Source organism: Pseudomonas sp. FW305-70, assembly GCF_058783925.1.
Genome location: NZ_JBYSYZ010000036.1, coordinates 12,528 through 38,272, shown reverse-complemented (window position 1 = coordinate 38,272; position 25,745 = coordinate 12,528). Strand labels below are relative to the sequence as shown.

The 25,745-nt window shown below is 60.4% G+C and carries 25 protein-coding genes and 1 pseudogene; 10 read left to right on the top strand and 16 right to left on the bottom strand.

The window, feature by feature from the left end:
• Window positions 1–218: 218 nt before the first annotated feature.
• The 3 genes from AC3WN7_RS22305 to AC3WN7_RS22295 all read right to left on the bottom strand — a co-directional run bounded on the left by AC3WN7_RS22305 (window position 219) and on the right by AC3WN7_RS22295 (window position 4,112).
• Window positions 219–1,757 carry a DUF1254 domain-containing protein gene (locus AC3WN7_RS22305; RefSeq protein WP_095967192.1) on the bottom strand — a complete coding sequence of 513 codons (1,539 nt, stop codon included), beginning with the start codon at window positions 1,755–1,757 and terminating at the stop codon, window positions 219–221.
• A 22-nt stretch (window positions 1,758–1,779) separates the two neighbouring features.
• A complete protein-coding gene (locus AC3WN7_RS22300) occupies window positions 1,780–3,294 on the bottom strand; it encodes a DUF1254 domain-containing protein (RefSeq protein WP_102674938.1) in 1,515 nt (504 codons plus the stop codon).
• Between the two features lie 365 nt (window positions 3,295–3,659).
• Window positions 3,660–4,112: an Lrp/AsnC family transcriptional regulator gene (locus AC3WN7_RS22295; protein ID WP_095967251.1), complete on the bottom strand. Its 453-nt coding sequence runs from the start codon at window positions 4,110–4,112 to the stop codon at window positions 3,660–3,662.
• 151 nt (window positions 4,113–4,263) lie between these two features.
• Here AC3WN7_RS22295 and AC3WN7_RS22290 point away from each other — a divergent pair, with 151 nt between their 5' ends.
• A complete protein-coding gene (locus AC3WN7_RS22290; protein WP_102674937.1) occupies window positions 4,264–4,881 on the top strand; it encodes a LysE family translocator in 618 nt (205 codons plus the stop codon).
• 61 nt (window positions 4,882–4,942) lie between these two features.
• Window positions 4,943–5,428 (top strand): MaoC family dehydratase, encoded by a 486-nt coding sequence (locus AC3WN7_RS22285; protein ID WP_095967195.1) that lies wholly within the window; start codon window positions 4,943–4,945, stop codon window positions 5,426–5,428.
• Between the two features lie 84 nt (window positions 5,429–5,512).
• Here AC3WN7_RS22285 and AC3WN7_RS22280 read toward each other — a convergent pair whose 3' ends face one another.
• The gene (locus tag AC3WN7_RS22280; protein WP_102674936.1) at window positions 5,513–6,277 is read right to left on the bottom strand and encodes a tetratricopeptide repeat protein; all 765 of its coding nucleotides are present in this window, start codon (window positions 6,275–6,277) and stop codon (window positions 5,513–5,515) included.
• A 285-nt stretch (window positions 6,278–6,562) separates the two neighbouring features.
• Here AC3WN7_RS22280 and AC3WN7_RS22275 point away from each other — a divergent pair, with 285 nt between their 5' ends.
• Window positions 6,563–6,976 carry a hypothetical protein gene (locus tag AC3WN7_RS22275; RefSeq protein WP_102674949.1) on the top strand — a complete coding sequence of 138 codons (414 nt, stop codon included), beginning with the start codon at window positions 6,563–6,565 and terminating at the stop codon, window positions 6,974–6,976.
• Window positions 6,977–7,088: 112 nt separating this feature from the next.
• On the opposite strand, the gene AC3WN7_RS22270 is transcribed toward AC3WN7_RS22275, so the two are convergent.
• Complete coding sequence (locus AC3WN7_RS22270) at window positions 7,089–7,658, bottom strand: DJ-1/PfpI family protein (RefSeq protein ID WP_095967197.1); 570 nt, start codon at window positions 7,656–7,658, stop codon at window positions 7,089–7,091.
• Window positions 7,659–7,819: 161 nt separating this feature from the next.
• A complete protein-coding gene (locus AC3WN7_RS22265; RefSeq protein WP_102674935.1) occupies window positions 7,820–8,776 on the bottom strand; it encodes an AraC family transcriptional regulator in 957 nt (318 codons plus the stop codon).
• A gap of 199 nt (window positions 8,777–8,975) precedes the next feature.
• On the opposite strand from AC3WN7_RS22265, the gene AC3WN7_RS22260 reads away from it, so the two are divergent.
• The 4 genes from AC3WN7_RS22260 to AC3WN7_RS22245 all read left to right on the top strand — a co-directional run bounded on the left by AC3WN7_RS22260 (window position 8,976) and on the right by AC3WN7_RS22245 (window position 12,047).
• Window positions 8,976–9,929: a diiron oxygenase gene (locus tag AC3WN7_RS22260; protein WP_095967200.1), complete on the top strand. Its 954-nt coding sequence runs from the start codon at window positions 8,976–8,978 to the stop codon at window positions 9,927–9,929.
• Between the two features lie 81 nt (window positions 9,930–10,010).
• Complete coding sequence (locus tag AC3WN7_RS22255) at window positions 10,011–10,445, top strand: MAPEG family protein (protein ID WP_102674948.1); 435 nt, start codon at window positions 10,011–10,013, stop codon at window positions 10,443–10,445.
• Between the two features lie 87 nt (window positions 10,446–10,532).
• Window positions 10,533–11,147: a dihydrofolate reductase family protein gene (locus tag AC3WN7_RS22250; RefSeq protein ID WP_095967201.1), complete on the top strand. Its 615-nt coding sequence runs from the start codon at window positions 10,533–10,535 to the stop codon at window positions 11,145–11,147.
• A gap of 93 nt (window positions 11,148–11,240) precedes the next feature.
• Window positions 11,241–12,047, top strand: a complete 807-nt coding sequence (locus tag AC3WN7_RS22245; RefSeq protein WP_095967227.1) for a glycosyltransferase family 2 protein — start codon at window positions 11,241–11,243, stop codon at window positions 12,045–12,047.
• A 65-nt stretch (window positions 12,048–12,112) separates the two neighbouring features.
• Here the strand turns inward: AC3WN7_RS22245 and sorB are convergent, their stop codons facing one another.
• The 4 genes from sorB to mqo all read right to left on the bottom strand — a co-directional run bounded on the left by sorB (window position 12,113) and on the right by mqo (window position 16,757).
• Window positions 12,113–12,745 (bottom strand): SorB family sulfite dehydrogenase c-type cytochrome subunit, encoded by a 633-nt coding sequence (gene sorB, locus AC3WN7_RS22240; protein WP_102674934.1) that lies wholly within the window; start codon window positions 12,743–12,745, stop codon window positions 12,113–12,115.
• Window positions 12,746–12,755: 10 nt separating this feature from the next.
• Complete coding sequence (gene sorA / locus AC3WN7_RS22235) at window positions 12,756–13,997, bottom strand: SorA family sulfite dehydrogenase catalytic subunit (protein WP_102674933.1); 1,242 nt, start codon at window positions 13,995–13,997, stop codon at window positions 12,756–12,758.
• Window positions 13,998–14,604: 607 nt separating this feature from the next.
• The gene (locus AC3WN7_RS22230; protein WP_102674932.1) at window positions 14,605–14,913 is read right to left on the bottom strand and encodes a DUF6124 family protein; all 309 of its coding nucleotides are present in this window, start codon (window positions 14,911–14,913) and stop codon (window positions 14,605–14,607) included.
• A 200-nt stretch (window positions 14,914–15,113) separates the two neighbouring features.
• Window positions 15,114–16,757, bottom strand: a complete 1,644-nt coding sequence (mqo, locus tag AC3WN7_RS22225) for a malate dehydrogenase (quinone) (RefSeq protein ID WP_102674931.1) — start codon at window positions 16,755–16,757, stop codon at window positions 15,114–15,116.
• A gap of 401 nt (window positions 16,758–17,158) precedes the next feature.
• Here mqo and ilvD point away from each other — a divergent pair, with 401 nt between their 5' ends.
• The gene (gene ilvD, locus AC3WN7_RS22220) at window positions 17,159–18,841 is read left to right on the top strand and encodes a dihydroxy-acid dehydratase (protein WP_102674930.1); all 1,683 of its coding nucleotides are present in this window, start codon (window positions 17,159–17,161) and stop codon (window positions 18,839–18,841) included.
• Window positions 18,842–18,987: 146 nt separating this feature from the next.
• Here ilvD and AC3WN7_RS22215 read toward each other — a convergent pair whose 3' ends face one another.
• The 3 genes and pseudogenes from AC3WN7_RS22215 to AC3WN7_RS22205 all read right to left on the bottom strand — a co-directional run bounded on the left by AC3WN7_RS22215 (window position 18,988) and on the right by AC3WN7_RS22205 (window position 21,372).
• Window positions 18,988–19,713 (bottom strand): methyl-accepting chemotaxis protein, encoded by a 726-nt coding sequence (locus AC3WN7_RS22215; protein WP_407802995.1) that lies wholly within the window; start codon window positions 19,711–19,713, stop codon window positions 18,988–18,990.
• A gap of 132 nt (window positions 19,714–19,845) precedes the next feature.
• Window positions 19,846–20,601, bottom strand: a pseudogene (locus AC3WN7_RS22210) (MCP four helix bundle domain-containing protein); the annotation flags it as partial.
• 96 nt (window positions 20,602–20,697) lie between these two features.
• Window positions 20,698–21,372: a DUF2238 domain-containing protein gene (locus AC3WN7_RS22205; protein WP_102674929.1), complete on the bottom strand. Its 675-nt coding sequence runs from the start codon at window positions 21,370–21,372 to the stop codon at window positions 20,698–20,700.
• Between the two features lie 158 nt (window positions 21,373–21,530).
• On the opposite strand from AC3WN7_RS22205, the gene AC3WN7_RS22200 reads away from it, so the two are divergent.
• Window positions 21,531–21,962, top strand: coding sequence for a nuclear transport factor 2 family protein (locus tag AC3WN7_RS22200; protein WP_095967234.1), 432 nt, complete (start codon window positions 21,531–21,533; stop codon window positions 21,960–21,962).
• Between the two features lie 132 nt (window positions 21,963–22,094).
• Here the strand turns inward: AC3WN7_RS22200 and AC3WN7_RS22195 are convergent, their stop codons facing one another.
• Window positions 22,095–22,910 carry an AraC family transcriptional regulator gene (locus tag AC3WN7_RS22195; RefSeq protein WP_102674928.1) on the bottom strand — a complete coding sequence of 272 codons (816 nt, stop codon included), beginning with the start codon at window positions 22,908–22,910 and terminating at the stop codon, window positions 22,095–22,097.
• Between the two features lie 134 nt (window positions 22,911–23,044).
• Here AC3WN7_RS22195 and AC3WN7_RS22190 point away from each other — a divergent pair, with 134 nt between their 5' ends.
• On the top strand, window positions 23,045–23,563 hold the full coding sequence (locus tag AC3WN7_RS22190) for a carboxymuconolactone decarboxylase family protein (protein ID WP_095967236.1): 519 nt from the start codon (window positions 23,045–23,047) through the stop codon (window positions 23,561–23,563).
• Window positions 23,564–23,734: 171 nt separating this feature from the next.
• Here the strand turns inward: AC3WN7_RS22190 and AC3WN7_RS22185 are convergent, their stop codons facing one another.
• Both AC3WN7_RS22185 and AC3WN7_RS22180 read right to left on the bottom strand, forming a co-directional pair.
• The gene (locus AC3WN7_RS22185) at window positions 23,735–25,243 is read right to left on the bottom strand and encodes a tripartite tricarboxylate transporter permease (protein ID WP_095967237.1); all 1,509 of its coding nucleotides are present in this window, start codon (window positions 25,241–25,243) and stop codon (window positions 23,735–23,737) included.
• Window positions 25,244–25,258: 15 nt separating this feature from the next.
• Complete coding sequence (locus tag AC3WN7_RS22180; RefSeq protein WP_095967238.1) at window positions 25,259–25,744, bottom strand: tripartite tricarboxylate transporter TctB family protein; 486 nt, start codon at window positions 25,742–25,744, stop codon at window positions 25,259–25,261.
• Between the last annotated feature and the right edge of the window lies 1 nt (window position 25,745).

Sequence of the window (25,745 nt, the reverse complement as noted above, 5' to 3'; positions counted from 1 at the left end):
GTCCACCCAGGCATCCATGCTTGAAGTCGTGGATTGACTCAGTACTGACACCTGATCGCCACACGCAGACCATCTGGCTGATTGATGAACCTTTCAGCCAATGTCTTGACCCGCGACCCGTTAACCCTTTCGGAGTGAGGAGCGGACTCTGCTTAAGGCCTCCCTCGTTGGTGATCTCATCCGCATTATGTTTACCTCCCGACATCGGCAGGCCAACGTCACTTCACCTTCTCGATGTCACCGGGCTTCCAGCTCTTATCGATAGCGGGTTCCCTCGGACCGTAGAGTCGGATGATGGCGAAATAACCTTTGCCTGGCACAGTGGCGAGCCAGTTGGCTTGCTTGCCTTCGGGTACTTTGGGTCCGAGGTAGAGGTCGGTGCTGCCGTCGGCGTTCTGCACCGGCTTGTCACGCGAACCGAGCGAGGGGAACGGCTGGCCGTTGTCGAGACCGGAAGCATTGGCGGCATCGTAAAGCGTCACCGACCAGAACAAGGCGGCAGGAATGTTGGCCGGCAGGTTCAGGTGATAGCTGGTGTCACCCGACAAGGGCGTGCCCCCGCTGTCGGTGAAACTGATCATATATTTGGCACCCTTGCCTGGGGTTTGAGACATCATTCCCGGGCTTATCGAGTAGTAGTTGGTGAACATCCAGATTCGAGCATCGAGGGCCAGGTACGGATAGGCTCCGGCGACATTTTCCCAACTATCATTCTTCGACCCGCCCGGATTCGCGGGAGTACCGTCGGCGAAAGGATTAAGCCACTGGCGGTCTGGATAGACTCTATACGAGAGACCATTCGCCTTGTCTGAAAAGCCAATGACACGGCTCATCTCGTAGCCGGTCCTGGCGGCCCGATCGAGGATCTCGCGTGTTTTCTTATCCGGATTGAACGGTTGCCCCTTGACGATGCCGATCGCCGCCAGCATGCCGAGCCAGTCGGGACCGGCGAGGTTGGCGCCTTCACTGTCCACAAGCCGCTTGAGTTGATCGAAGGCATTGCCGTCGCTGCTCGGCAGCATGTTGACCGGGACGCCGGAGGCATCGGGGTATGTCATCGGTTTCGCCCCGGCCGCGCCGTTCATTGGATATATCTTTGTCTGTTCAAGATGCGTAACCGCCGGCGTCAGATTCTTCGGGTCTTTATAGAACCCGCGCAGAAAGACAAAGACATTGTTTGTGGCAGAGCGGTACACGTAATAGCCCTCCGGCACTTCGCCCTTGTAGCCGGGTGGCAAGAGGAGAAACTTGCCGCCCTTTCCCTCATCCGGTCCAAACAGACCAACGTCACCGAAGAACTTGCCACCATCGACCGGGATGGGACGCTGCCAGACATCCAGCAGGATGCCTTGCAACTCAGGCGGCGCTTCCATCACCATCGGTCCATCCCTTCCCAAGTCGATGTAGCTCATCGCGTAAAGGACATCGGAGTTGGGGGTCGTCACCAGGGTCTTGGCATCAAGTCTGCGCTTCCAGATCGGCAAGACGTTGTAGCCGGCGCCGAATGTCTTTTCCGAGCCCACCTGCATGCCGAGGGTGTTGATCAAAGGCAGCGCCCAGAGATACGTCTGCGTCGCCCGTTGAAAAAGCAATTCGTCGCGTAGTATCTGCGCGGTCTCCTGTGTGGGTCGGCCTTGCGTGAACGGCAGGTCGGCGAGTTTATTGAAGCTGGCTTCCTGAGCGCAGGCCTGCGTTGCCAATTCGCTCATTACTAACGCGCTCACGAGCGCAGCGACGATCGAGCTCTTTGGATTCATGGTTGCGTCCTCTGCCGTTTGATCACTTCACCGTCGCGATGGCCGGTGGCTGCCACGTGCCGTCGAGTATGGCTTTGTCGGCCCAATAGGCACGGATGTAGAGCGAGAATGGGCCGCTGGGGGCCGGCAGCCAATTGCTTTCCTTGTCCTTGCCGGGCGTCCTGGCGCCGGCATAGAGCGTCAGCGACCCGTCCGGGTTGTATTTGAGATTCTTGTTCTTCGTGCCCAGCGAATTGCGCGTTAGCGCGTTGGGATGAAACAGGTGGACGTCGTTGTATAGCGTGAGCGACCAGAAGCCCTTGACCGGTGGCAGCTGGCCCTTGCCAAAGGTGACGGCATAGGTGTTGTTTCCGTTGAGTTGCTTGCCCTGGCTATCGTTGTCCGTATAGATGTATTTCGTCTCTTCCGGGCGGTTGTCGTACATGTTCGACTTGGCGGAGGCGGTCCGGTTGAGGTAGTCGGTTCCCCATTGGGCATTGTTCACCGGCGAATTCCAACCATTGCCGGCGGCACGACCGTTGTTGCTCCACCGCAGGAACGGCGAAATCATCTCGTGCTCAGCCCCGACAGCGGTTGCCTTGAGCGTCTGCATGATTGTCGGGTCCTTGGCGGCGGCGTCCAGCACACTGCCGATCCAGTTATAGAGGGCTTCCTCGCCTGGCAGCGGCGGCACGCTTTTCATCACCGCAGGTAGTTCGTCGAAGAAGGTTTGCGGGTTCACCCACGAGGCTTCCCCTTTGCCGGTGGTCTTCGGCGTGGGGAAATGCGGTAGCTTGCTCCAGTCCTTGGACTTCATCTTGCCGTCGAACTCCGACAACGGGTAGTAGACGATCTGGCTGATCACCGGCTGGACGGCCTTTTGGTCCTCAGCGCTGTCATCGATGAAGATACGCGGAACGACAAAGGCCAGCGACGTGGAGGAGCGCACCACTGCCGTAATGCCGGCTGGAGTTTCGCCCTTCCAGTTTGGGCCGACCATCATGTAGAAGCCGGGTTTGGTGCCGTAGGCCTTACCGATCTCGGAGAACTCGTCGGTGCGCGCGTCATAGTGGGCGTAGACCCAGAAACGATCACCGAAATCCGGGACCTGGAAGACGATGGGCTCTTTGTCCAGCGTCATGAAGCCGGCGCCGTACGCGACATCCTGGTTGGGGCAAGCGATGAAGGTTTGGTCCGGGCTGACGTACCCGGTCAACATTGCGTTCCGGTTGAATGCGATCGGTATCACGCCGCCCATCAAGCCGGGTTCGGGGGCCTTCGAAAAAGCGTTGCCGCGGTTGGCCATGTTGACCAGCGGCCAGCCCCACAGGTAGGCCATGCGCCCCACCGATTGCACGTACGCCTCGGTCATGGCGGTGCCGCTCGCAGGGCCGGGCACTTCGCTGGCGGTTGCAGGGATCGCCACCTGCTGCGCCTGAGCGTTACCCGCCAGCATCAGGAAGGCTGCCCCGACGCCCAGTAAAACGGTTAAGGATCGACGATCAGTTTCCTTGACCCGATAATATCCTCGGCTGGTAGCGCAAGGTTCAGTCGACATGTTCAACCTCCAAACCCCGTGAATACGTGAATGGATGCCGAAAGACATGCGGAAAAGAAGGGGTCAAACTTTGTGGCGACTGAACCCCTGCGACAGCACCGCGGCGGCACGCCGTTTGATTGTAGCAGCCCGGAATCAGACAACTTTGGTTATTCGGCCAGCCCTCCACGGGTGCAGCCGCTACCGTTCGCCTCGGGCCTGCCTATGGCGCAACTGCTTCCCATTCATTGCCTGACTGCTTTCGGCGCTCTTGCTCAAGACTCCGATGGGCATCTGCGGGTCGGATACAGCTCTTCACGACAGGCAACAATCGGCCAGAAGCGGTCGCTATCGATGCTCATAAAGAACCACATGCAGCCCGTCTATCAGAAAGGAAGGGGCCTATCCTGGACGACCCGTTTCATGACGAGCGTCGAGGTCAGCCGTTGCACGTTGGGTAACGTCGAGAGGCTCTCATCGTAAAGCCTCTGGAAGGCCGGCAGATCCTGGGTTACCACGTGCAGCAGGTAGTCCGGCTCCCCAAACAGACGCTGGGCATCGACCACTTGGGGTATTTCGACGAGCGCCGTCTCGAAAGCTTCTACAGCTTGCCTGTCACCCTCCCGAAGTGTGGCAAACACCATGGCGGAAAAGTTCAGGCCGAGTGCGCCGGGGTCCAGCCGTGCGCGATAACCCAGCAACACCCCAGACTCCTCCAGGGCCCTGACTCGCCGATGGCACGGGGAAAGGCTCAGGCCCACGCGCTCGGCCAGTTCGGTGACAGACAGGCGACCATCCTTTTGTAGCTCAGAAAGAATTTTTCGATCAATCCTGTCCATATAGAAGAATCTCCCAACCAGAGCCGTTCTGATGACCATCTTTGAAAGTAAATTCTAACAAGATTTCATTATTCTTCCTTCACTCATTCATTGCCGCGCAGCGCTCGAAACGATGCAGATGCGGCCTTTGATTCAAGGATTAAATAGCGTCATGACCATTAGCGTTTTCGTTGCGTTCTGGGCCGTATCGATTCTGTTCATCATCACGCCGGGCGCCGATTGGGCCTACGCGATTTCGGCAGGGTTGAAGCATCGAGTCGTCCTGCCCGCAGTGGGCGGTCTGTTATCCGGCCATTTGATCGCCACAATGATTGTTGCCGGCGGTGTGGGCACATTGGTCGCCAACCATCCTGTGGCCTTGTCGGGGCTTACGATTGCCGGAGCGGGTTACCTGCTTTGGTTGGGCGCCAACATGCTTGGCCGCCCTTCTACACCTCACGCGGATGAAACTCAGGCGTCGGGCTCATGGAAGCGCTGGGCGCTCAAGGGGCTTTGCGTGAGCGGATTGAATCCAAAAGTGTTTCTGCTGTTCCTGGCGCTCTTGCCTCAATTTGCCGACGCGACCGCTCCCTGGCCCGTACCGATGCAAATGATTGCGCTGGGACTCGTCCACACTGTCAGTTGTGGCGTGGTCTACCTGCTGGTCGGATTTGGCTCGCAAGTTATTCTTCGGGCGCGCCCTGCGGCCGCTCAAGGAGTCAGCCGGTTTTCTGGAGCCGCCATGATCATCATCGCGCTGGCGCTGCTGATCGAACAGACCCGCGGTTGATCCTTTATCAGCAATACATTTTACGGTTTAGCCACTGCTTCACTGCTAACAGGGAGCGCTTATGAAAAGCCCGAGAGAACGTGCCGCCGAAGGTCTCCAGGTCGGTGAACGGTTCACCATAGTCCGCTGTTTCACAGAGGATGATATTCGTCAGTTCGCGCAAATCTCTCGAGACTACAACCCCGTTCACTGCGATGCGCACTACGCGGAACTGCGCAGGTTCAAGGCGCCCATTGCCCATGGCCTTCTGACCGCCAGCCTCGTCACCGAAATTGGCGGGCAAATCGGCTGGCTGGCGACAGGGATGAGTTTCGAATTCAAACGACCGGTTTATCCAGGCGAGCCAGTCACCTGTCACTGGCTCATTGCTGACATCGATGGACGTGGTCATGCAAAAGCCGAAGTCCGGATTCTCAACGCGCAGGGAGTCACGGTGCTGGAGGCGACGACGACTGGGGTGCTACCCGGTCCCGAAGAACGGGAGCGCCTCAAGCAAATGCTGGCTGAGGGCGATATCACTAACGGAGCTGTCATGCCCATGACTTGATGTCCTGGAATGGTTGGCGCCTGGTGGTTTCTTCGTGTGACAGCCAAGAGCCGGTTGGTCAGCCCAAAAGGGACACCCGGAAACTCACCCGCGTACCAGATAGGCCCCTGAAGGAACCCGATAGCGCAGCTTCTTGCATTTACCGGGTGGAGGCTGGTGCCCTGGCGGACGATCAGGAAACCAGATTCGGCATTTGCCCGGAGGCGGCATATGGCCGCGGGGAATCTCAACCTCAGCGTACGCCCGCTCTGGCCCGATATTAGCCATTTGCAATTGTCCTTCGGACCCCACTCTGCCAGCCGTCGGTACATCCGAAACCCGATTTGCCTCTGCAGTAGTGAAGTTGCCAGCCTCACGCCCGGTGATCGGCGTGGATTGGTCAACAACCGCCACTTGCGCTTCGCGGCGCCTTTGGGTCTCCTCTTGCAGCCCCTTCTGTACGGCGACCACGTCCTCCTTGGCATTGGCTGGGGTTCCCGAAGATTGGGCCTGCTGCGCCGCCTGGATCAATTGGAAGTTGCGGTTGCGCAACTGGACGTTGTTGCCCACCCGCATGTTCGAGCGCGCCGCCAAGGTTTCAGCCTGCTGGTACTGCCCCTGCTGCAGACGCAACACACCGAGGTAATGCAGCGTCGCGGGATTGTTCGGCTGGATATGCAGGGCACGCTCAAGCGTGGCGGCGGCCTGGTCCAGTTGACCGTTTTCATACTGCCGCGAGGCTGTTTCGATCAGGGTGGTTGATGCGCTGTTGCTCTGCGCGGGCGCTCTTCGCTCGGCAGCGACAGAACAAAACGACGCGACAGCGCAGAACACCAGGATGAGGACCGGCAGAGAACTCTTGTTTGGCATCAGGGGGCGGACTCGACTGAACTCGGACGGCACTGCCGATACAGGGCCGCTATAGACCCGGTCAATACCCTGAAGTTCCGGCTGCAACGGCCGTCGCAACCGGTACTTTTTTTACCACCCCACGACTGAGACCCCGCTGGCTATTTAAGCAACGGCCCCTAGAACTTTTCCCTATTTACCGGTCTATGTGGATAGGCACATCCGCTCGGTAAGCACGCCCCCCCGCAGGCTACCCGCCGCCAGATGGCCACACGTCCGATTGTCCATCAGAGGTTGTCTTCGCTCATGAAATTCCATGTCCCACGGATGGTGCTCTTCGGCCTGTTCGCGTTCGCGGCAGTGGGCTCGGCATCCGCCACACAGATGAAGGATTCAACCCCTGTTTCTGCAACTCAAGCCCCAGCCATCCAGACGCCCGTCCAGGCCGCCGGCAACCCTTGGCCGACCTTGGCCAGTATGGCCGGCAAGCAGCCAGGGCCGTTGCTTGCCCATGACGACCGATACCGGCATGACGGCCATTGGCACGATCGTAGAGACGATTGGCGCCGAGACGACTGGCGCAGGGATCAGTGGCGAAGAGATCAGTGGCGTAGAGAGCAAGCTCGCCGGGAAGCCGAGCGCCGTCGTGATTGGGAGCGCCACCAGGATCGGGCCATGCGGCACCGTTACGAGGACGATCGCCGTTACTATCGTCGCTAGTGCGAAGCCCCGGAACAATCCGGGGCGCAAGCAACCCTTCGTGACAGGCCGCAATCGGCTGTGGATTCAACCGGTCGACGCAACAGACTGGCTGTTTTGCAGGACGAAGCGGTCACCCATGTTCCGCTGCCAACATTGACCTGAACTGAGAAATGATCTCTGAAGATAACCCGGCACCTTCGAACACTGCGCAGGTGAAGCTAACGGGCGCAGGGCCTGGGGCAGTTATAATGCGGTCCGCAACCACAGCGACTGGACTGCTTCGATAAAGCGTGCGCCCTTCATAACCTGCGGCATTCTGTTGTAAGAAGTCAGCGCTGTTCGAGGTATGAGGAACCGAGTCGAGAAGCCCGGCCCTCGCAAGTGCCAGCGTTCCCCCACAGATACCGGCAATTGTCGCCCCACTTGAGCGACTGGCATGAAGAAAGTCTCGAATATCCGGTGCTTCTGCACGTTCCCAGACCGTTCCTCCAATGACGACAACAACGTCCGGTTTCCAGTCCAGACATTGCTGCAAACTGCTATCGACAGTGACAGCCAATCCACCCTGCGAGCGGAACTGCCCCGTAGCACTAGCGAAAAATCTGACATCGATCCCGTAAAACGGGGACGCAGTTCCAGCAATGAAAGCATATTCCCAGTCCGCAAAACCGGGTGTCAGTATCAATCCTATGCGTGCCATCAGTCAGAATCCTCCATGAATGCCAATAACATATGGCGACAATAAACAGACATCAAGGGCTGCTTCGGGTCGCAAGCAGCCCTTCGTGACAGGCCGCAATCGGCCACGAGGATACATTCTCCGCCTGGCTTGATCAGACTGTCCTCAGGCACCAGCCCTTCTCATGCCGATTGTCTGCGCCAAGTACCGGGTGATGTGCCGAACTGGCGTTTGAATGCGCGACTGAACGCCGCTTCGGATTCGTAGCCCACTGCAAAGCCGATTTGCGCCACATTACCGCGACCTTCGCGCAGGTGTTGAGCCGCCACGTGCATCCGCCAGAGCGTCAGGTATTGCATCGGTGGCTGCCCGACCAATGCCGTGAATCGCTCCGCGAATACCGAGCGCGACATGCCCACTTCAAGCGCCAGGGCTTCCGCCGTCCAGCCCTCGGTTGGACGGGCATGGAGCAGCGCCAGTGCGCGCCCGATATGCAGGTCTCGCAGACCCGCCAGCCACCCACGCCGTTCAGGAGGGAGGTTCGCGACATACTGGCTGACGGCTTCGACGAACAGCAGTTCGGAGAGCTTGGCGATGACCGTTGCCGAGCCCACGCGCCCCGCCGCGATCTCACTGACGGCGAAACGGAATGAGCTTTCAATCCAGGCGCCCGAAGCCGTCGCGCGGACATCCAGCTTCAACAAGGATGGCAGCGACGAAAGCAACGGGTTGAACGGTGTTTCAGAGCCGAGAAATCCGCACAGTAGCTGTGTAGCCTCACCGCCCCCACCGCACTTGATTCGTGATATGCCGCCGACTTCCGGCGGCTGAATGACTTCGCGTGCCGACATGGGCGCAATGCCCAGATCACTGCCAAAGGTATGAACGTCGTTGCGAGGAAGCAGAATGAGTTCACCTGCCCGCACCTCGAGGGTGGCACCATCGTCGACTCGCAATTGCATGTGCCCCGCCGCGACAAAATGCGAGGCGATGATATGTCGAGGGGCGGCCAGGAACGGTTTGCAATCGTCGGCGGAGATTCTTCCGCTCAGACACCAGGGCGCAGTGAACTCCGCCTCGAGGAAGACCCCTCCAGACAGCCGAATCACCCGCAATACATCAGATAGCGCATCCAGCAATTGCCAGCCCTCCTTTCCGGAGTCCCGAGCATGTAATCAGGCGCACTGGTCATTCGCCGCCTGAACGGCGAGGCCTAGATTAGCACCAACGCGGACTCAGTGATCGAGACGATCCCCAGACGCTTCACCGATTGTCATTGACTCCCGCGCTAACCGTAATTGGCCCATTCCAACTCGACCACGCCAGCCGGAGATCAGTATGAACACCGCCGCCACCCTGCCCCGCCCGGACTCGGGCAACGCCGCCCGTTATGCGCAACTCGTCAGATCCTCGAAGAAAGCGGAATGGCAGATCGACCGCGACTTGCTGCAGGACCGCAGCTTCGACTTCTCGCGCAAATTCCTGCCCGACGGACTCTCGAGGATCGACCGCCTGACCTTCCTCGGCGCAGACGAGGCACGCCTGCTCAGCCAGATTCAGGGTCGAACCTATGCGTACATTTTTGGCCTGGTCGAGCGCTTTATCAGTGCCAAGATGCTCGACCAGGGTCGGGCCCATGTATTTGACGATCAGCTTGCACTCGAAGCCTTGGTGCGTTTTTCCAACGACGAGATCAAACATCAGGAACTGTTCCGGCGCATCGAGACGATGATGGGAACTCGATTGCCGGCGGGATATCGTCAGGTTGCCGATCCGAACGATGTGGCCCGCGCGGTGCTGGCGGCCAGCACCTGGGCGGTACTGGCGCTGACCTGTCATATCGAGCTGTTCGTTCAGACGCACTACGTACAGAGCATCGCCCCGCGCGAGGAGTTGTGCCCACTGTTCAAGGACGTCTTCAAGTTTCACTGGAAGGATGAAAGCCGCCACGTCGTACTCGATGAACTGGAGTGGGAGGCGGAGCACGCGAAACTCTCCCCGGCCGAGCGCGACCAGGCCGTGAACGATCTGATTGCCCTGGTGGCGGCCGTCGACGCGATCCTGCAGGCACAATCGGCAGCCGATGCCGACTACTTCATGGGAAATGCTTCACGATCGTTCAGTGCCGATGAGACCGCGCAAATCAGGGCCTGCGTGCTGAGCGCCTACCGCTGGCAATACATTGTCTCGGGCGTGCAGCATCCGCACTTTGGCCGGCTGCTTGCGCGCATGACAACCCCGGCACAGATGTCCAGGGTCCAGACCGCACTGGCACCGATCATGGGCCAGTGATCGACAAGGAGCGACCGACCGCGCGTCGGTCGCGCGACATCGGGATGACGTGTTGAAAATGATTGATCGAGGATGGCAGCCATGACGACTCCGATGTGGATGCTGCTTGGCTTTGCGACCTGGACCTTGCTGCTGTTGATGGCAACCGTCGGGGTCTATCGCTGGGTCAGAATCCTGTTCTCGAAGGTTCCGATCGCTTCTTTCCGAAGCGATCAGCTCGAAGGCGAGGATTGGTACCGGCGCGGGACAAGAGCACACGCCAACTGCGTGGAAAACCTGCCGGTCTTTGGCGTCATCGTGTTCGTGATTTCCGCCCTGGGTATCGACGGCCCTGCGGTGAGCTACTTGTCCATCATCATCCTGATCGCTCGTGTGTGTCAGTCTCTGGTTCACGTATCCCATGTGCAGACCGACAGCTTCGTGGCGGTTCGATTTACTTTCTTTTGCCTACAATTGATCTGTTTTCTCGCACTCATTGTCATCGCCGCTGGTTACGGCGCAGGCATATTCAAATAGAGGTACGACCATCCGGCAGGGAATCTCTCGACTGATCGCAGACGCCCCTGTCCAACCTCCTTCACCAGGACGAATCAGGAGAAAAACATGCGCACACTGACCGTTGCCGCGTTCATCAGCCTGGACGGCGTCATGCAAGCGCCCGGCGGGCCTGAAGAGGACACCAGTGGCGGATTCCGCTTCGGTGGCTGGATCGTGCCCTACGCCGACCAGACAACCGGCCAGGCCGTACAGGACCTGTTCTCGCAACCGTTCGAGTTACTGCTGGGGCGTCGGACCTACGACATCTTCGCCGCCTATTGGCCGCACGCTTCGGCCGACTCCCCCCACCACACCATTGCCGATCTGTTCAACGGCGTCCCCAAGCACGTGGCCACCCATCGCGGCGATTCACTGGAATGGCACAACAGTCATGCGCTGCAGGGCAACCTGATCGACGCGATCAGCGCGCTCAAGCGCCAGGACGGTCCTCGGCTACTGACCCAGGGCAGCGGCGACCTGGTGCGCCAACTGCTCGCCGCCGGCCTGGTGGACGAGTTGCGGCTGATGATTCATCCCATCCTGCTGGGGCGCGGCAAGCGCCTGTTCGACGACAACGCACAGGCGTCGGCCTTCACCTTGCTGAACTCGATCAGCTCGCCCGGGGGTGTGCTGATCGCCCACTATACCCGCAGCGGCGAGGTGCGCACAGGTACGTTCTAACGTGGCGGGCGGCGATAGCCCAGGTGAAATTAAGCTTGGGCTAAGGTTGCTTGTTTAGTCTTCGAAGCTTTCAGGTAGTCGAGCATTTCGAAGATGGCCCGTGTCGATACAAGCGCCAAACCGCCGTTCAGCATCGTGCTGGTGAATTACAAAACCCTCGATCTGACCAGGATCTGCCTGGACCTTTTGCGTGAGCCTGCACGCAAAGCCGGCATACCCGTCTGGGTGGTGGACAACGATTCGGCGGACGCCAGCGTCGAGTATCTGCGCTCACTGGACTGGATCAACCTGATCGAACGCGATGCCCCCACCAAAGAACCCGGCCACATCGCCCATGGCAAGGCACTGGACATGGCGCTGGCCAGGATCAATACCGACCATCTGTTCCTGATGCACACCGACACCTTCGTCTTCGATGCCAGCATCTTTACGATGATGATGGATCACTGCACCAGGGACCGAAATGTCATCGCGGTCGGCTGCACCGAACAACTCAATCGTGGATTGCCAAGAACTGTCTGGCGCTTCACCTCACGCTTCGCGAAGCACCAATTTCGCCGCCTGAAACTCTCCCTGGGCCTGCGCTCAAGAGAGCCGAAGCCCTACACCGAAACCCACCTGAAAAGCTTTTGCACCCTGTGGAATTGCAGGCTGATGAAGCAGCAGGGTCTGCATTTCCAGATCGATGACCGGGTGCCCGGTTATGAGCTGCAAGACCGCGCGATCGGCCTCGGCTACAAGGTGGTGTTTCTGTCGCCCGGCAAAATCTTCAAGTACCTGGACCACGTCCAGGCCGGCACCGTCGCCGCTGCGGGGGGATATGGCCGCAATCACCGGCGGACCAAGATGTACCAGGACATTCTCAGGCGCTTCAGTGCCGTCAACCCCTCGATGGATTGAACAAATCGCACTCACCCAAAAACCCACTGAACCGGCGATGGTCAGTGGGCTTTTTTGCGTCAGGCTCACTGGCTCATGATGAACGTCGCCAGGCTTTTCAGGTCGTCCGGGCTCAACTGCGCGAAGGGCGGCATGGGCACCTCCCCCCACTTCCCGCTGCCGCCGTGCTGAATGCTGGACATGATCCGAACCAGCGCCTGCGGGTCATTGGCATATTTGGCCGCCACATCGTGATAGGCCGGGCCAACGACCTTATGGTCGATTGCATGACAGGACAGGCACGCGTTGTCCTTGAGCAAAACCGAAGCCTCTTTTGCCACCGGCACCTTCGGCGGCTCCATCGGCGGATTCGAGGCCGCCTGGACATCGGCGTCGCTGGCCTTGGCACTGCCGTAGGTGGCCGCCAGGTAGGCACCGATCACACTCACGTCCTGGTCGCTGATTGGAGCACCGTAGACGTGCTGCATCTTGCCCGCTTCGGCGGTCCACTGCGCCAGGCTCATGCCGGGCGGCTGGAAGCTGACGTAGTCGGCCGAATGGCAGATGGAGCACTTCTGCTGCGCCAAAGGGTAGCCAGGCAGCGAACTGGGCTTGAACGCTGCCGTTTCGGGCGGCAAGGTGATCGAGAGTGGCGCGGCGTCAGCCAGGGTCATCAGGCAAACCTGGGCGGCGCACAGCAGGGAGGTCAAAAATTTCATGCAGCCCTCCTCAGGCGACGGTCACGTGGCGGGTTTCGACGACGTGGCGTCGGTAGCCACCGGGGTTCCAGTCCGCTTGCAGTGGTTGCGTCTCGCCGGCCCTGTTGCTGGCTCGCACCATCAACTGAGTGGCGCCCTTGTTGGTAAAGGTGATCGGAATCGTCCACTCACGAAAGGAGAAACGGCCCAGGTCCTGCCCGAGGGTGGATTCGCGCCATGTGGCTGCGCCGTCGATCGACACCTCGACCTTGTTGACTCCGACGCCGCCATCGAACGCGATGCCCTTGAGCACCAGGCTTTGGTTCAGCGGCAATACATCGCCGTGTTTGACGCTGGTGATGAAACTGCGCACCGGCAATCTGGAAATCGGTTGGGTGTTCGCCGCCGTGGTGCCGGGGGCAATGCACAGGCAATCGTTATCCGGAACCCGATACCCCTTGGCCATGAAGAAGCCGTCATAGGTATGGTCGACGACTTCGATCTCACTCAGGTGCTTGACCCAGTACGTGCCGAAATAACCGGGCACCACCAGACGAATCGGGTAACCGTTGAGAAATGGCAGGTCGGTGCCATTCATCGACCAGGCGATCATCGGCTCGCCGTCCATGGCATGGCTGATGTCCAGCGCCTTGATGAACTCCGGCGTGCTCGGCAGCACGGGTTTATCGAGTCCACGGAAGGTCACTTGCATGGCACCGGCCTTCACCCCCGCCTTTTCCAATACCGCCTTGAGCGGCACCCCCAGCCACCGCGCATTACCCATCGAGCCATTGCCCAACTGAGCGCCGAACACCCGCGGCATCGAGAAGCCACGGCTGTTGCCCGAACACTGATTGACGGCCACCACCTCCACCGGCTCGGCAAGCGCCTTGAGTTCGGCAAGGGAAAGCGACAGCGGCGTGTCGACCAGGCCCTTGATCGTCAGGCGGTAGCTGTCCGGATCGATGCTGGTCGGAAAATTGGCCAGGTGGTAACGCACGAAAAACGCGTCATTGGGCGTGATGGCCCCTTCATTGAAGACAGAGAACGGCGTCTCCAGGTGCGGCGGGCGCGTGGTCACCAGGGTCAACGGGCGTTTTTGCGGGTATTGCACCAATGGTCGCGGGCCCGCGGCAAAGGTCACTTCTTCAGTGTTTTCCTCGGCGGCCCTGGCGAGACTTGCCAACGGCGAAGCCGCCAACGCCAACGTCAACGCATCGCGTAAAACCCGCCGGCGGCTCGGCTGGCGGCTGTCTATAAAACTGAACTTCATTCTGCGCTCTCTATGATTGTTTTATCGAGATGCAACTGACTACTGTGGGAGCGAGCCTACTCGCGATGGTCGTTAACGATTACGCGTGTTTACTGGATAAACGCAGCGCACTTGAGTCCATCGTCGGAACTCCGCCCGGAGCAGGCTTGCGCCTACATGTTCCCGCCAGGGCGAAGGGGTATCAGACTTACGGTTTCGCCTTACCGAGGTGGGTAAACAAACCAGTATCGTCACGACCAACCTGTCTGCTTCACATTGAGCGTCAGATACTTGGCAATTGATGACAGGGATTGCCGATATATGCGGCATAGAGAGAGTGCTGTTCACCTAAGCAGATGCCTCAGACACACCTGCTTTTTGTGGCGAGGGAGCTTGCTCCCGCTGGGCTGCGCAGCGGCCCCAAAAAAATGAGACAACAATGCCGTTTTTTATGAGTGCTACGCACTCAAGCGGGAGCAAGCTCCCTCGCCACGGGTTTCTCTCTGGCTGAAGACACGCTTAAGTAAACAGCTTTTCGGCATGTTCTGGTCATCGCCCACAAAAAACCCACTGACCGTCGCCGGTTCAGTGGGCTTTTTCCCTTCAGGCCAATAACTGCCCTAGCCTGCTACTGCGGATCGACTTGATCCAGCACGCGGTTCACCGACAACTCCGCCAAGGCAATCATCTGTTGAATCCCCAACGCCAAATTGCATTTAGGGCCGTTGAGGATAAACGCCAGTTCACTGGCCATGACACTGGCCGAGGCAAGGGTTTCACAGGCGTGAACCAGCAGGGTTTCGTTGTTGACGTTGGGGGCGATGGTGAAGATGGGGTTGGGACGGCGCTCGGCCCCTACCGGTTTGCGGGACACGAACTCAATATCGGAATCTGACGAACTTGGGGTTTCTGATGAGTGAGCGTTTTCGTTGAGCATTTGGAACTCCAATGGATTGGGCTCCTATGAAAATCGGGCTACCACACCCGGTCGCTGAATTGGCAGCGGCCGAAGGAGATTAACGATGGCACTTCTGAGGGGCAAGCCCAGTTCACTGCAGGAAATATCTGAGTCTCCAGACCGAAAAAAGCCCACTGACCGTCGCCGGTTCAGTGGGCTTTTTTTGATCCGGCGTCTAATTACAGAGCCATATCACTCGCAGCACTAGCCTTCGGCGCTTTCGCATCCGTATCGACAGTCACTGGCTTTACAGCCGGCGCGATCACCGGTGGCGGAGTCAGTTCCAGCACCTTGGCGGTGTAGGCCCACTCTTGAGCAACCTTCTCGGGGCTGTTGTTCAGCTGGGTGCCGTAGCTCGGTACGATCTGGTGCAGTTTTGCCTGCCACTCAGGGCTCGCTACCTTGTCCTTGAACACTTTCTGCAGCACGGTCAGCATGATCGGTGCGGCGGTCGATGCGCCTGGGGAGGCGCCCAGCAGGCCGGCGATGCTGCCGTCTTGCGACGCGACGATTTCGGTGCCCAGTTTCAGCACGCCACCGGCAGCTTCGTCACGCTTGATGATCTGCACGCGCTGGCCGGCTTGCCACAGGCGCCAGTCTTCAGCCTTGGCGTTCGGGAAGTATTCCTTCAGGGCGTTGAGGCGGTCTTCGTCAGACAGCATCAGCTGGCCGGCGAGGTACTCGACCAGCGGGTATTCCTTGATGCCGACCTTGGTCATTGGCCACACGTTGTGGGTGGTCGTGGTGGTCAGCAGGTCCAGGTACGAACCTTCTTTCAGGAACTTGGTGCTGAAGGTCGCGAACGGGCCAAACAGGATCACGCGCTTGCCGTCCAGCACGCGGGTGTCCAGGTGCGGAACCGACATCGGCGGTGCGCCCACCGAAGCCTTACCGTAGGCCTTGGCCAGGTGTTGTTCAGCGATGGTCGGGTTCTCGGTCACCAGGAACGAGCCGCCCACCGGGAAGCCTGCGTATTCCCGGGCTTCAGGAATGCCGGACTTCTGCAGCAGGTGCAGGGCACCGCCGCCGGCGCCGATGAACACGAACTTGGCGTCGGTTTCGGTCTTGCTGCCGTCTTTCAGGTTTTTGTAGCTGACGCGCCAGCTGCCGTCTTCGTTGCGGGTGATGTCCTGCACTTCGCTGGACAGCTTCAAGTCGAACTTCGGCGTGGTTTGCAGGTGTGCAACGAACTGACGCGTGATTTCGCCGAAGTTCACGTCAGTACCCAGCGGGCTCCAGGTGGCCGCGACCTTCTGGCTCGGGTCACGCCCTTCCATCATCAGCGGCACCCACTGCTTGATCACAGCCGGGTCTTCGGAGTACTGCATGCCAGCGAACAGCGGGCTCGCCTGCAGGGCGTCGTAGCGTTTTTTCAGGAACTTGATGTTGTCATCGCCCCACACGAAGCTCATGTGCGGCGTGGAATTGATGAACGAACGCGGGTTCTTCAGCACGCCTTGCTGAACCTGCCAGGCCCAGAACTGACGGGAGATCTGGAAGGCTTCGTTGATTTCAACGGCCTTCGGAATCGAGACCTTGCCGTTCTCGTCTTCCGGGGTGTAGTTCAGCTCGGCCAGGGCGGAGTGACCGGTACCGGCGTTGTTCCAGCCGTTGGAGCTTTCCTGGGCGACGCCGTCGAGGCGCTCGATCATTTCCATCGAAGTGCCAGGTTCCAGCTCGTTGAGCCAGACACCCAGGGTCGCGCTCATGATGCCGCCGCCAATGAGCAGTACGTCGACTTTCTTGGCTTCTTCAGCCTGGGCTGTCGTCATCCCCAACGACAAGGCCAGCCCCAGCAGGGCTGTGTTCACTTTCTTAAACATCTGTAGCACCTATGATAAAACGCCATCCGCCCTTCCATCCTCACGCGCACAGCCCCGTGTTTCACGGCAGTCACGGATGCGGCACTCAAGGATTGCAGGGTGGGCACACAAGGCCGATGAACCGCATCGACCCCAGTTTTTTGTCCCTTCTGAACTGACTTTTTATCTTTATTGGCTTCAGCTACTTGAGCGACAGTGATTCGTTCGCCCGTCGCGAGGACAGGTAAACAGAATAGGTCAAACCAAGTTGTTGCGAAGAATATCACGACAAGGCTAACCCGCGCGTCTGTTCCCGACTCGATGGTCCGGTCACTGATAGTGCCGTAGAAGCCGGTGCACGAGGTGACGGCGGATCGGCGACTATACTCAGTGGTCTTCAGATGAGCCGGTGAGGACAAGTCATGAGCGACAAAGACGATCTGCGCAAGTACTCCTCTCAAGTGATCGACGGCGTGGAGGCCGCACCGGCACGCGCCATGCTGCGGGCCGTGGGCTTTACCGATGCAGACTTCGACAAGCCGCAGATCGGCATCGCGTCCACCTGGGCCATGGTCACGCCCTGCAACATGCACATCGACAAGCTGGCGCTCGAGGCCGAAAAAGGCGCGAATGCCGCCGGTGCCAAGGGCGTGATCTTCAACACCATCACTATTTCCGACGGCATCGCCAATGGCACCGAAGGCATGAAGTATTCCCTGGTATCGCGCGAGGTGATTGCCGACTCCATTGAAGTGGTCACCGGTTGCGAGGGCTTCGACGGCCTGGTGACCATCGGCGGCTGCGACAAGAACATGCCGGGCTGCCTGATCGGCATGGCGCGGCTCAATCGTCCGTCGATCTTTGTCTATGGCGGCACCATCCAGCCGGGGGCCGGGCATACCGACATCATTTCCGTGTTCGAGGCCGTGGGCCAGCACGCGCGGGGCGACATCAGCGAGATCCAGGTCAAGCAGATCGAGGAAGTGGCGATTCCCGGCCCCGGCTCCTGTGGCGGCATGTACACCGCCAACACCATGGCCTCGGCCATCGAGGCGCTGGGCATGAGCCTGCCCGGGTCCAGCTCCCAGGACGCCATCGGCGGCGACAAGGCTTCGGACAGTTTCCGCGCCGGCCAGCAAGTCATGGAGCTGCTCAAGCTCGACCTCAAGCCGCGCGACATCATGACCCGCAAAGCCTTCGAGAATGCCATACGCGTGGTGATCGCCCTCGCCGGCTCGACCAACGCCGTGCTGCATCTGCTGGCCATGGCCAACGCGGTGGATGTCGAGCTGACCCTGGATGACTTCGTCGAGCTGGGCAAGATCTCCCCGGTGGTCGCCGACCTGCGCCCCAGCGGCAAGTACATGATGAGCGAACTGGTGGCCATCGGCGGCATTCAACCGCTGATGAAGCGCATGCTCGATGCCGGCATGCTGCACGGCGATGTGCTGACCGTCACCGGCCAGACCCTGGCGCAAAACCTCGCCGGCGTGCCCGACTACCCGGCCGGCCAGGACGTGATCCGGCCGTTCGACCAGCCGATCAAGAAGGACTCGCACCTGGTCATCCTGCGCGGCAACCTCTCGCCCACCGGTGCCGTGGCCAAGATCACCGGCAAGGAAGGCCTGCGCTTTGAAGGCACGGCGCGGGTCTATCACGGCGAGGAAGGTGCGCTGGCCGGCATTCTCAATGGCGAGGTGCAGCCCGGCGAGGTGATCGTGATCCGCTACGAAGGGCCCAAGGGCGGGCCGGGCATGCGCGAAATGCTCTCCCCGACGTCTGCGGTCATGGGCAAGGGCCTGGGCAAGGAGGTGGCGCTGATCACCGACGGGCGTTTTTCCGGTGGTTCCCACGGTTTCGTGGTCGGTCACATCACGCCGGAAGCCTTTGAAGGCGGGCCGATTGCGCTGGTCGAGAATGGCGACAGGATCATCATCGATGCGCAAACCCGGCAGATTACCGTTGATGTGTCCGATGCCGTGCTGGCCGAGCGCAAGTCGCGTTGGGTGCGGCCGCCATCCAAATACACGCGCGGGGTGCTGGCCAAGTATGCGAAGACAGTGTCCAGTGCTTCGGAGGGGGCGGTGACGGATAAGTATCTTTAGGCCATTGGTCCAGCGTTGTCTGGACTATTGCCATCGCGAGCAAGCTCGCTCCCACAGTGGATTGGATGTACTCAGCATTTGTGTACACCCCTGCCCTTGTGGGAGCGAGCTTGCTCGCGATGGCGTCCTGTCAGGCAACCTCTACCTCAAAGCCTGAACCGATCCACCGACTGCGACAGCTGCCCCGCCAGGCTCGACAACTCATCCGTGGTCGAAGCCGTCTGCCCGATCACCTTGCTGTTGCCTTCGGACATGCCGGCAATCATCTCCACCTGATGGGCGATCTCGTTGCTGGCCAGGCTTTGCTCGCCGATGGTACGGCTGATGTCATTGACCAGTTGCGTGGTGTGCAGCGTGGCATCGAGGATCTCGCGGATGGCGCGCTCGACATCGGCCGTCACCGCCATGCCTTTGTCGACCTGGGCCACGCCCTCCTCCATGCTGATCACCGCCTCGCGGGTGCTTTGCTGGATCCGTGCGACCATGCTGGCGATTTCCTGGGTGGAAGCGCTGGTGCGCCCCGCCAGGCTGCGGACCTCATCGGCCACCACGGCAAAACCGCGTCCCTGCTCGCCGGCGCGGGCGGCTTCGATGGCGGCGTTGAGTGCCAGCAGGTTGGTCTGGTCAGCAATGCCCTTGATCACCTGGATGATGTTGAAAATCCCCTCGGACTCCTTGTCCAGCGTGCGGATCACCTGCGCCGACTGCTGCGCCGAACGCGCAATGCCATCCATGTCGCTGACCACCTGATGGATCACCCGGCCGCCGTCCTTGGCCAGGGCTTCTGCCTGATTGGCCATGTTCAGCGCCCGTTCGGCATGCCGGGTGATTTCCTCGATGCTCGCGGTCATTTCGCTGGCGGCCGCGGCCATGGTGCTGGCCGCCGCGCTTTGCTGCTGGCTGCTGCCGGCCACCTCATGGCAGCCGTTGCTCAGCAGTTCGCTCATGCCGCTGACGCCGTGGGCGTTGCTGCGCACGACCTCGATCATGCCGCGCAAATCCCGCTGCATGGTTGCCAGGCTACGAATCAAGGCGCTGGCTTCGTCCTTGTGGGTGGGCTCGACAATCGGCTCGCTGAGGTTGCCATGGGCGATGCTCTCGGCAATGCGGCTGGCGGTTTGCAACGGGCCCATGATGCTCAGGATCGCCGAACGCCCCAGGGCCAGCAGCAACAACAGGCTGGCGATCAGCACGCCGCCGAGGGTCAGGTTGGCGTTGCTGATGGCAAGCGCTGTGCCCTGGCTGGTCTGTTGCGTGTCGCTTTCGATCAACTCGCTGAGGGCCTCCATCTGGTCTTCCAGTTGGCTGAAGGCGTTGTTGAACGTGCCCAGTTCCTGTTGCGCGGCTTCCGGGTTTTCCAGGGCCAGCCCGACGATACGCTCGGCAGTGCCGATGTAGGTGTCGAGGCTGGGCTTGATCTTGTTCAGGCCGGCCTTGATGGTGTCGTTGACCGGCAGCTTGAGGTTTTCCCCGAGCACTTCGCGAAAGCGTTGGGTGTGCTCTTCGATGGAACTGCGCACCTCGGCTTTGCTGCTGGTGCTCTTGTTCAAGCCCACCAACATGGCCGACAGCACGTCGGCGCGCAACGCGTCGTGCATCATGTCGGCTTCGAGGTGATTGCGCAGCGCGGCCATGCTGACGTTGTCGTTGCCCACGGCCTCGGCCATCCGGGCGTTCCCCAGGTAACTGACCAGGCTCATGATCAACGCAGTCAGTAGTCCGGTGCCGATCAGCAACATTAAACGCAGTTTTATGGACACTCTGTGGTTCCTCTCTGGCACGTTAGGCCGCGGGATTCCCCCGCGCGAATGGCACTCTTGAAGAGGTTATCGACGGGGCCGCGCAGTAATTGAAGCCTATTGCCAAAGATTGTGTTTTTTGCGACATGCGGTCGTCACCGGTTGCTTTTGCAGCATGCCGCGCAGGGACACCAGCGACAGGCTGGCAAACGCACCGGCGACCGCGATGGCCATGTCCTTTTGCGAATCCCACGGATCGTTTTGCGCGCCGACGAAGGCTTTCGCCGTGTCATTGCCCAGGAAGGCACCGCCGATCCACTCCACCAGTTCGTACACGGCAGAGGTCGACAGCATGATGTTCAGGGTCACGAAGAACAGCCAGAACCCGCGCAGCGGCGTCAGCCGCCACAGGACTTCGCGCACCGGATAAGCGAGCAGCAGCCCGTAGCTCAGATGCACCAGCCGGTCGTAGTGATTGCGGTGAGCACCTGCCGCCCGGTCGAAACTGAAGCCCAACCACGCCGAAGACCAACGATCGTAAGGCACCAGGGAATAGGTGTAATGGGCGCCCAGTTCATGCACGCACAGAAACGCAAACACCAGGGTGACGGACATCGCCGACAAGCGGAATCGCCGAGAAACCGCGACCAGGGTGCCCACCAGCAACAGCACCAGCAGGTTTTCCAGCGCCCAGTCCACCCGGCTGCGGGGAGAAAAACCCGACACCACGACTATCACCACAAACACCATGAGCAACGTCAGGTCGTGCCGTATAGGTTGGTTCGGCTGCATGGCTGGAATACCTCGAAGTCAGGACATCGCCCTTTTAACTTCGAGGCAAGGTCGCCGGGCAAGTTCGCTTTTTCCCTCCAGTGCATGCTAGGTTGTACGATGACCGATGAATAACCATCCAGTCATCGCATCATCCCTACAACAACAAGGAAACACCCATGAAAAAAGCAAAAGTGCTGATTGGTTTGCTGTGCCTGTTCACCGGCTACGTCGCCGCCACCCCGGCTGCCCCGGACAAGGACGTGGCCCAGGCCGTCGACCACCTGACCCAGGCCATGCTGCACAAGGACATCCCGGAACTGAACGCCCTGACCGCCGAGAACCTGACCTACGGGCATTCCAGCGGTAAGATCCAGGACAAGCAGGCCTTCATCGCCGACATCGAAACCGGCAAAAGCGCGTTCAAGACCCTTGAGATGCAAAACCAGACCATCACCGTCTCCGGTGATGTCGCGCTGGTGCGCCACCATTTCTCGGCGCAAGCGCTCAAAGGCACCGAAGTGGTGCCCACTGAAATCGAAAACTTCCAGATCTGGCAGAAGCAGGACGGTAAATGGCTGTTGGTGGGACGGCAGGCGTTCAAGTTCTGATGCACAACTGAGGCCACCACAAAACCTGTGGGAGCGGGCTTGCTCGCGAAGGCGGAGTGTCAGACACCTATGATGTCGACTGACATGCCGCCTTCGCGAGCAAGCCCGCTCCCACAGGGGGATTTGCCGTGGTCAACTACCCTTCCACTCCCGCGGGCTCAGCCCGGTCTTGCGCCGGAACGCCCGGGCCAGCGCCGAGGGGCTTTCGTAGCCGACTTCCTCGGCAATCAGCGCTATCGGCCGGCCCTCGCGCAGGCGCTTCTGCGCCAGGCTGATGCGCCAACTCACCAGGTAATCCACCGGCGTCTGCCCGACCACCCGGCGAAAGTGTTCGGCGAAACTGGCCCGCGACATGTTGGCGGCGACCGAGAGTTCGGCCACGCTCCAGGCCTTGGCCGGGCTTTGATGCATCAGGCTCAGGGGCCGCGCCAGGCGCGCATCGGCAAGGCCCGCCATCATGCCCGGTCGCTGGCCCGTGGTGCTCAGGATGTGCCGCAGCAACAGAATCACCAGCAACTCGAACAGGCGATCCATCACCGCTTCACGCCCGCACGTACCGTCGAACGCCTCGTTGAACAGCCATTCCAGGGTCCCGGCCAGGGTCGGGATTTCATCGAGCTTGAGCACCAGGTAATCCGGCAGTGCCGCCGCCAGGGCATTGCCCGCACCGCCGTCGAAATCCAGGGTCGCGCACACCAGTTGCGTGCCGGATGCTTCAGACGCAAACAGACGATGCCGATAGGGCCGGGGGAAAAAGATCAGGCTCGGCTCGGTCAGTTGCAGGTCCGGCTGGTCGCCCATTTTGAGCAGCAACTCGCCGGCCTGAAGCAGGTGTAAATGACCGCTGGCCTGTTGGCCGTCGTAGGCGACGGTGCCGCAGAACATACCGCTATGGAAAGTGCCGGCATTGACGCTGAAATGGGTGAGCAACGTGGACAAGCGATCCATGACAAGGCTCCCGAAGGCAGTTCTGGACGATCTGTCGCATATCCTCGACGATTTGCATCCAATACACCAGACCTTCTCCCTAACATGAGCTCCGTACCCCGCGCATTCCGCGCCTCACACCACGGAGTATCACCATGACCCGCATTGCCCCGATCAGCCTGGAAAACGCCACCGACACCACCCGCCCCCTGCTGGAAGCCGTGCAGAAGAAAATCGGTTTTCTGCCCAACGTCTTCAAAGTCCTGGCCCACGCACCGGCCGTGCTGGCCTCGTACCTGCAAAACTCGGCCGCACTGGGCAAGACGTCCCTGAGCGCCAAGGAAAAGGAAGCGGTGTCCCTCGCCACTTCGCAAGTCAACGGCTGCGACTACTGCCTGGCGGCTCACTCGGTGTTTGCCGGCAAGGCCGGGCTGTCGAAGCAGGAGATCCTCAGCGCACGACACGGCGAGCTTAACGCCATTGCCACCCTCGCCCGCCAGGTCACCGAAAGCCGTGGCCATCTTAGCGTCGAGCAGATCGCCGCTGCCCGTAACGCGGGTATCGACGACGGCAAGATCATCGAAGTGATCGCCCATGTGGCTGCGCAGACGCTCACCAACTACCTGAACAACGCAATCCTGACCGACATCGACTTCCCGGCCATCGACGCCTGAACAGATCCAGCGATCCTGCCCGAAACAACCTGTGGGAGCGGGCTTGCTCGCGAAGGCGTCCGGTCAGTTGACATTTATTTTGCTGACACTCCGTCTTCGCGGGCAAGCCCACTCCCACAGGGTTAGTGGGTGTACGCAGTATTCGGGAACGACCGCCCCCACAGGGATTGCTCAATCATCCTCATGCAACTTGATCCCGCGTTTATGCAACACATAAGGCACCACCAGCACCAGCAGCGTCAGGGCGAGAAAGAACGCCGAGATCGGTTGCGTGACGAACACCGTCCAGTCGCCCTCGCCGATGGACAAGGCGTTGCGCAGTTGTTTCTCGGCCATCGGCCCCAGCAGCATGCCGACGATCACCGGGGCGACGGGGAAGTCGAACCGCCGCATCAGCACCCCGCCCCAGCCAATCGCCAACATCAGCAGCAGGTCGAAGGATGAGTGGCGCATGCCATACACGCCGATGGTGGCGAATACCAGGATGCCGGCGTTCAGGTACGGCCGGGGGATCTGCAGCAGTTTGACCCACAGCCCCACCAGCGGCAGGTTCAGCACCAGCAGGATGACGTTGCCGATGTACAGCGAGGCCACCAGCGTCCAGACCAGGTCGGCGGAGGTTTCGAACAGCATCGGCCCCGGTTGCAAGTTGTAGTTCTGGAACGCGGCCAGGAGGATCGCCGCGGTGGCGGACGTCGGGATGCCCAGGGTCAGCAACGGCACCAGGGATCCGGTCGCGCTGGCATTGTTGGCTGCTTCGGGACCGGCGACACCCTCGATGGCGCCCTCGCCCTTGTTGGCGGAAAACTCCTTGGGGTACTTGCTGAGCTTGCGCTCGGTGGAATAGGACAGAAAGGTCGGAATCTCCGCGCCGCCCGCCGGAATCGAACCAAACGGAAAGCCGATCAGCGTGCCGCGAAACCACGCCGGCACCGAACGCTTCCAGTCGGCGCGGCTCATCCATAACGAGGTCAGGCGATGCCGCCCTTCGTTCGATGGCGTTTGATAGAGCAAGCTGTACAAGGCCTCGCCCACCGCAAACAAACCGACCGCCACCAGCACCACCTCGATACCGTCCACCAGTTCGGGAACGCCCAGGGTGTAGCGGGCAATGCCCGAGGTCGAGTCCAGGCCGATCAAACCGATGGTCAGCCCAACGCCCAGCGAAGCAAACCCTCGCAGCATCGAGGCGCCGAGCACCGCCGACACGGTGGTGAACGACAGCACCAGGATCGCGAAATATTCGGTCGGGCCGAAATTCAGCGCCAGCCTGGCCACAACCGGCGCAAACAGCGTCAGCAAAACCGTGGCGATGGTGCCCGCGACGAAGGAGCCTATCGCCGCCGTTGCCAGCGCAGGGCCGGCGCGGCCGTTGCGTGCCATCTGGTTGCCCTCCAGGGCCGTGACCATGGAAGACGATTCACCCGGGGTGTTGAGCAGGATCGAGGTGGTGGAACCGCCGAACTGCGCACCGTAGTAGATACCGGCGAACATGATCAGCGCGCCGGTAGGGTCGACCTTGGCGGTGATCGGCAACAGCAGGGCCACCGTCAGCGCCGGGCCGATCCCCGGCAACACACCGATGGCGGTGCCGAGCAGGCAACCGATGAACCCCCACATCAGGTTGATCGGCGTCAGTGCCGAGGAAAAACCCATCGCCAGGCTTGAAAGAATGTCCACGGTGTCTATCTCCTTTCAAAGCCAGATGTTGATCAGCGACGGCAGGGAAACCCCCAGCCCGGCGTTGAACAGCCAGTAGATCGGCAGGGTCAGGGCAATACCGATGGCCAGGTCCCGCAGCGGATGACGGCTGCCGAACCCCCGCGCCGAACAGGCGAACAACAAGCCGGCGGCCAGCACAAAACCGATGAGATTGATCAGCAGCGCCACCCCGACAAGCCCGGCGGTCACCCAGGCGGCGCCGGTTTTTCCTCCGGGCACCGTGCCCGTGTCGTCGTTATCCAGCTCGCGAAAACCGCCGCTGAGCGCCTGAAAGCTCAGCAACAGGCCCACACCGCCGAGAAACGCCGCCACGACATAGGGGTAAACGTAGGCCGGGAGGATGACGAAACCCATTTCGGGCGGAAACCGGTAGGCACCCAACGCCAACACCACGCTGATGGCGATCAGGCCGATGCCGACCGCCAATTGCGTCGGCACCACTGCGCGCAGTGTGGCCATC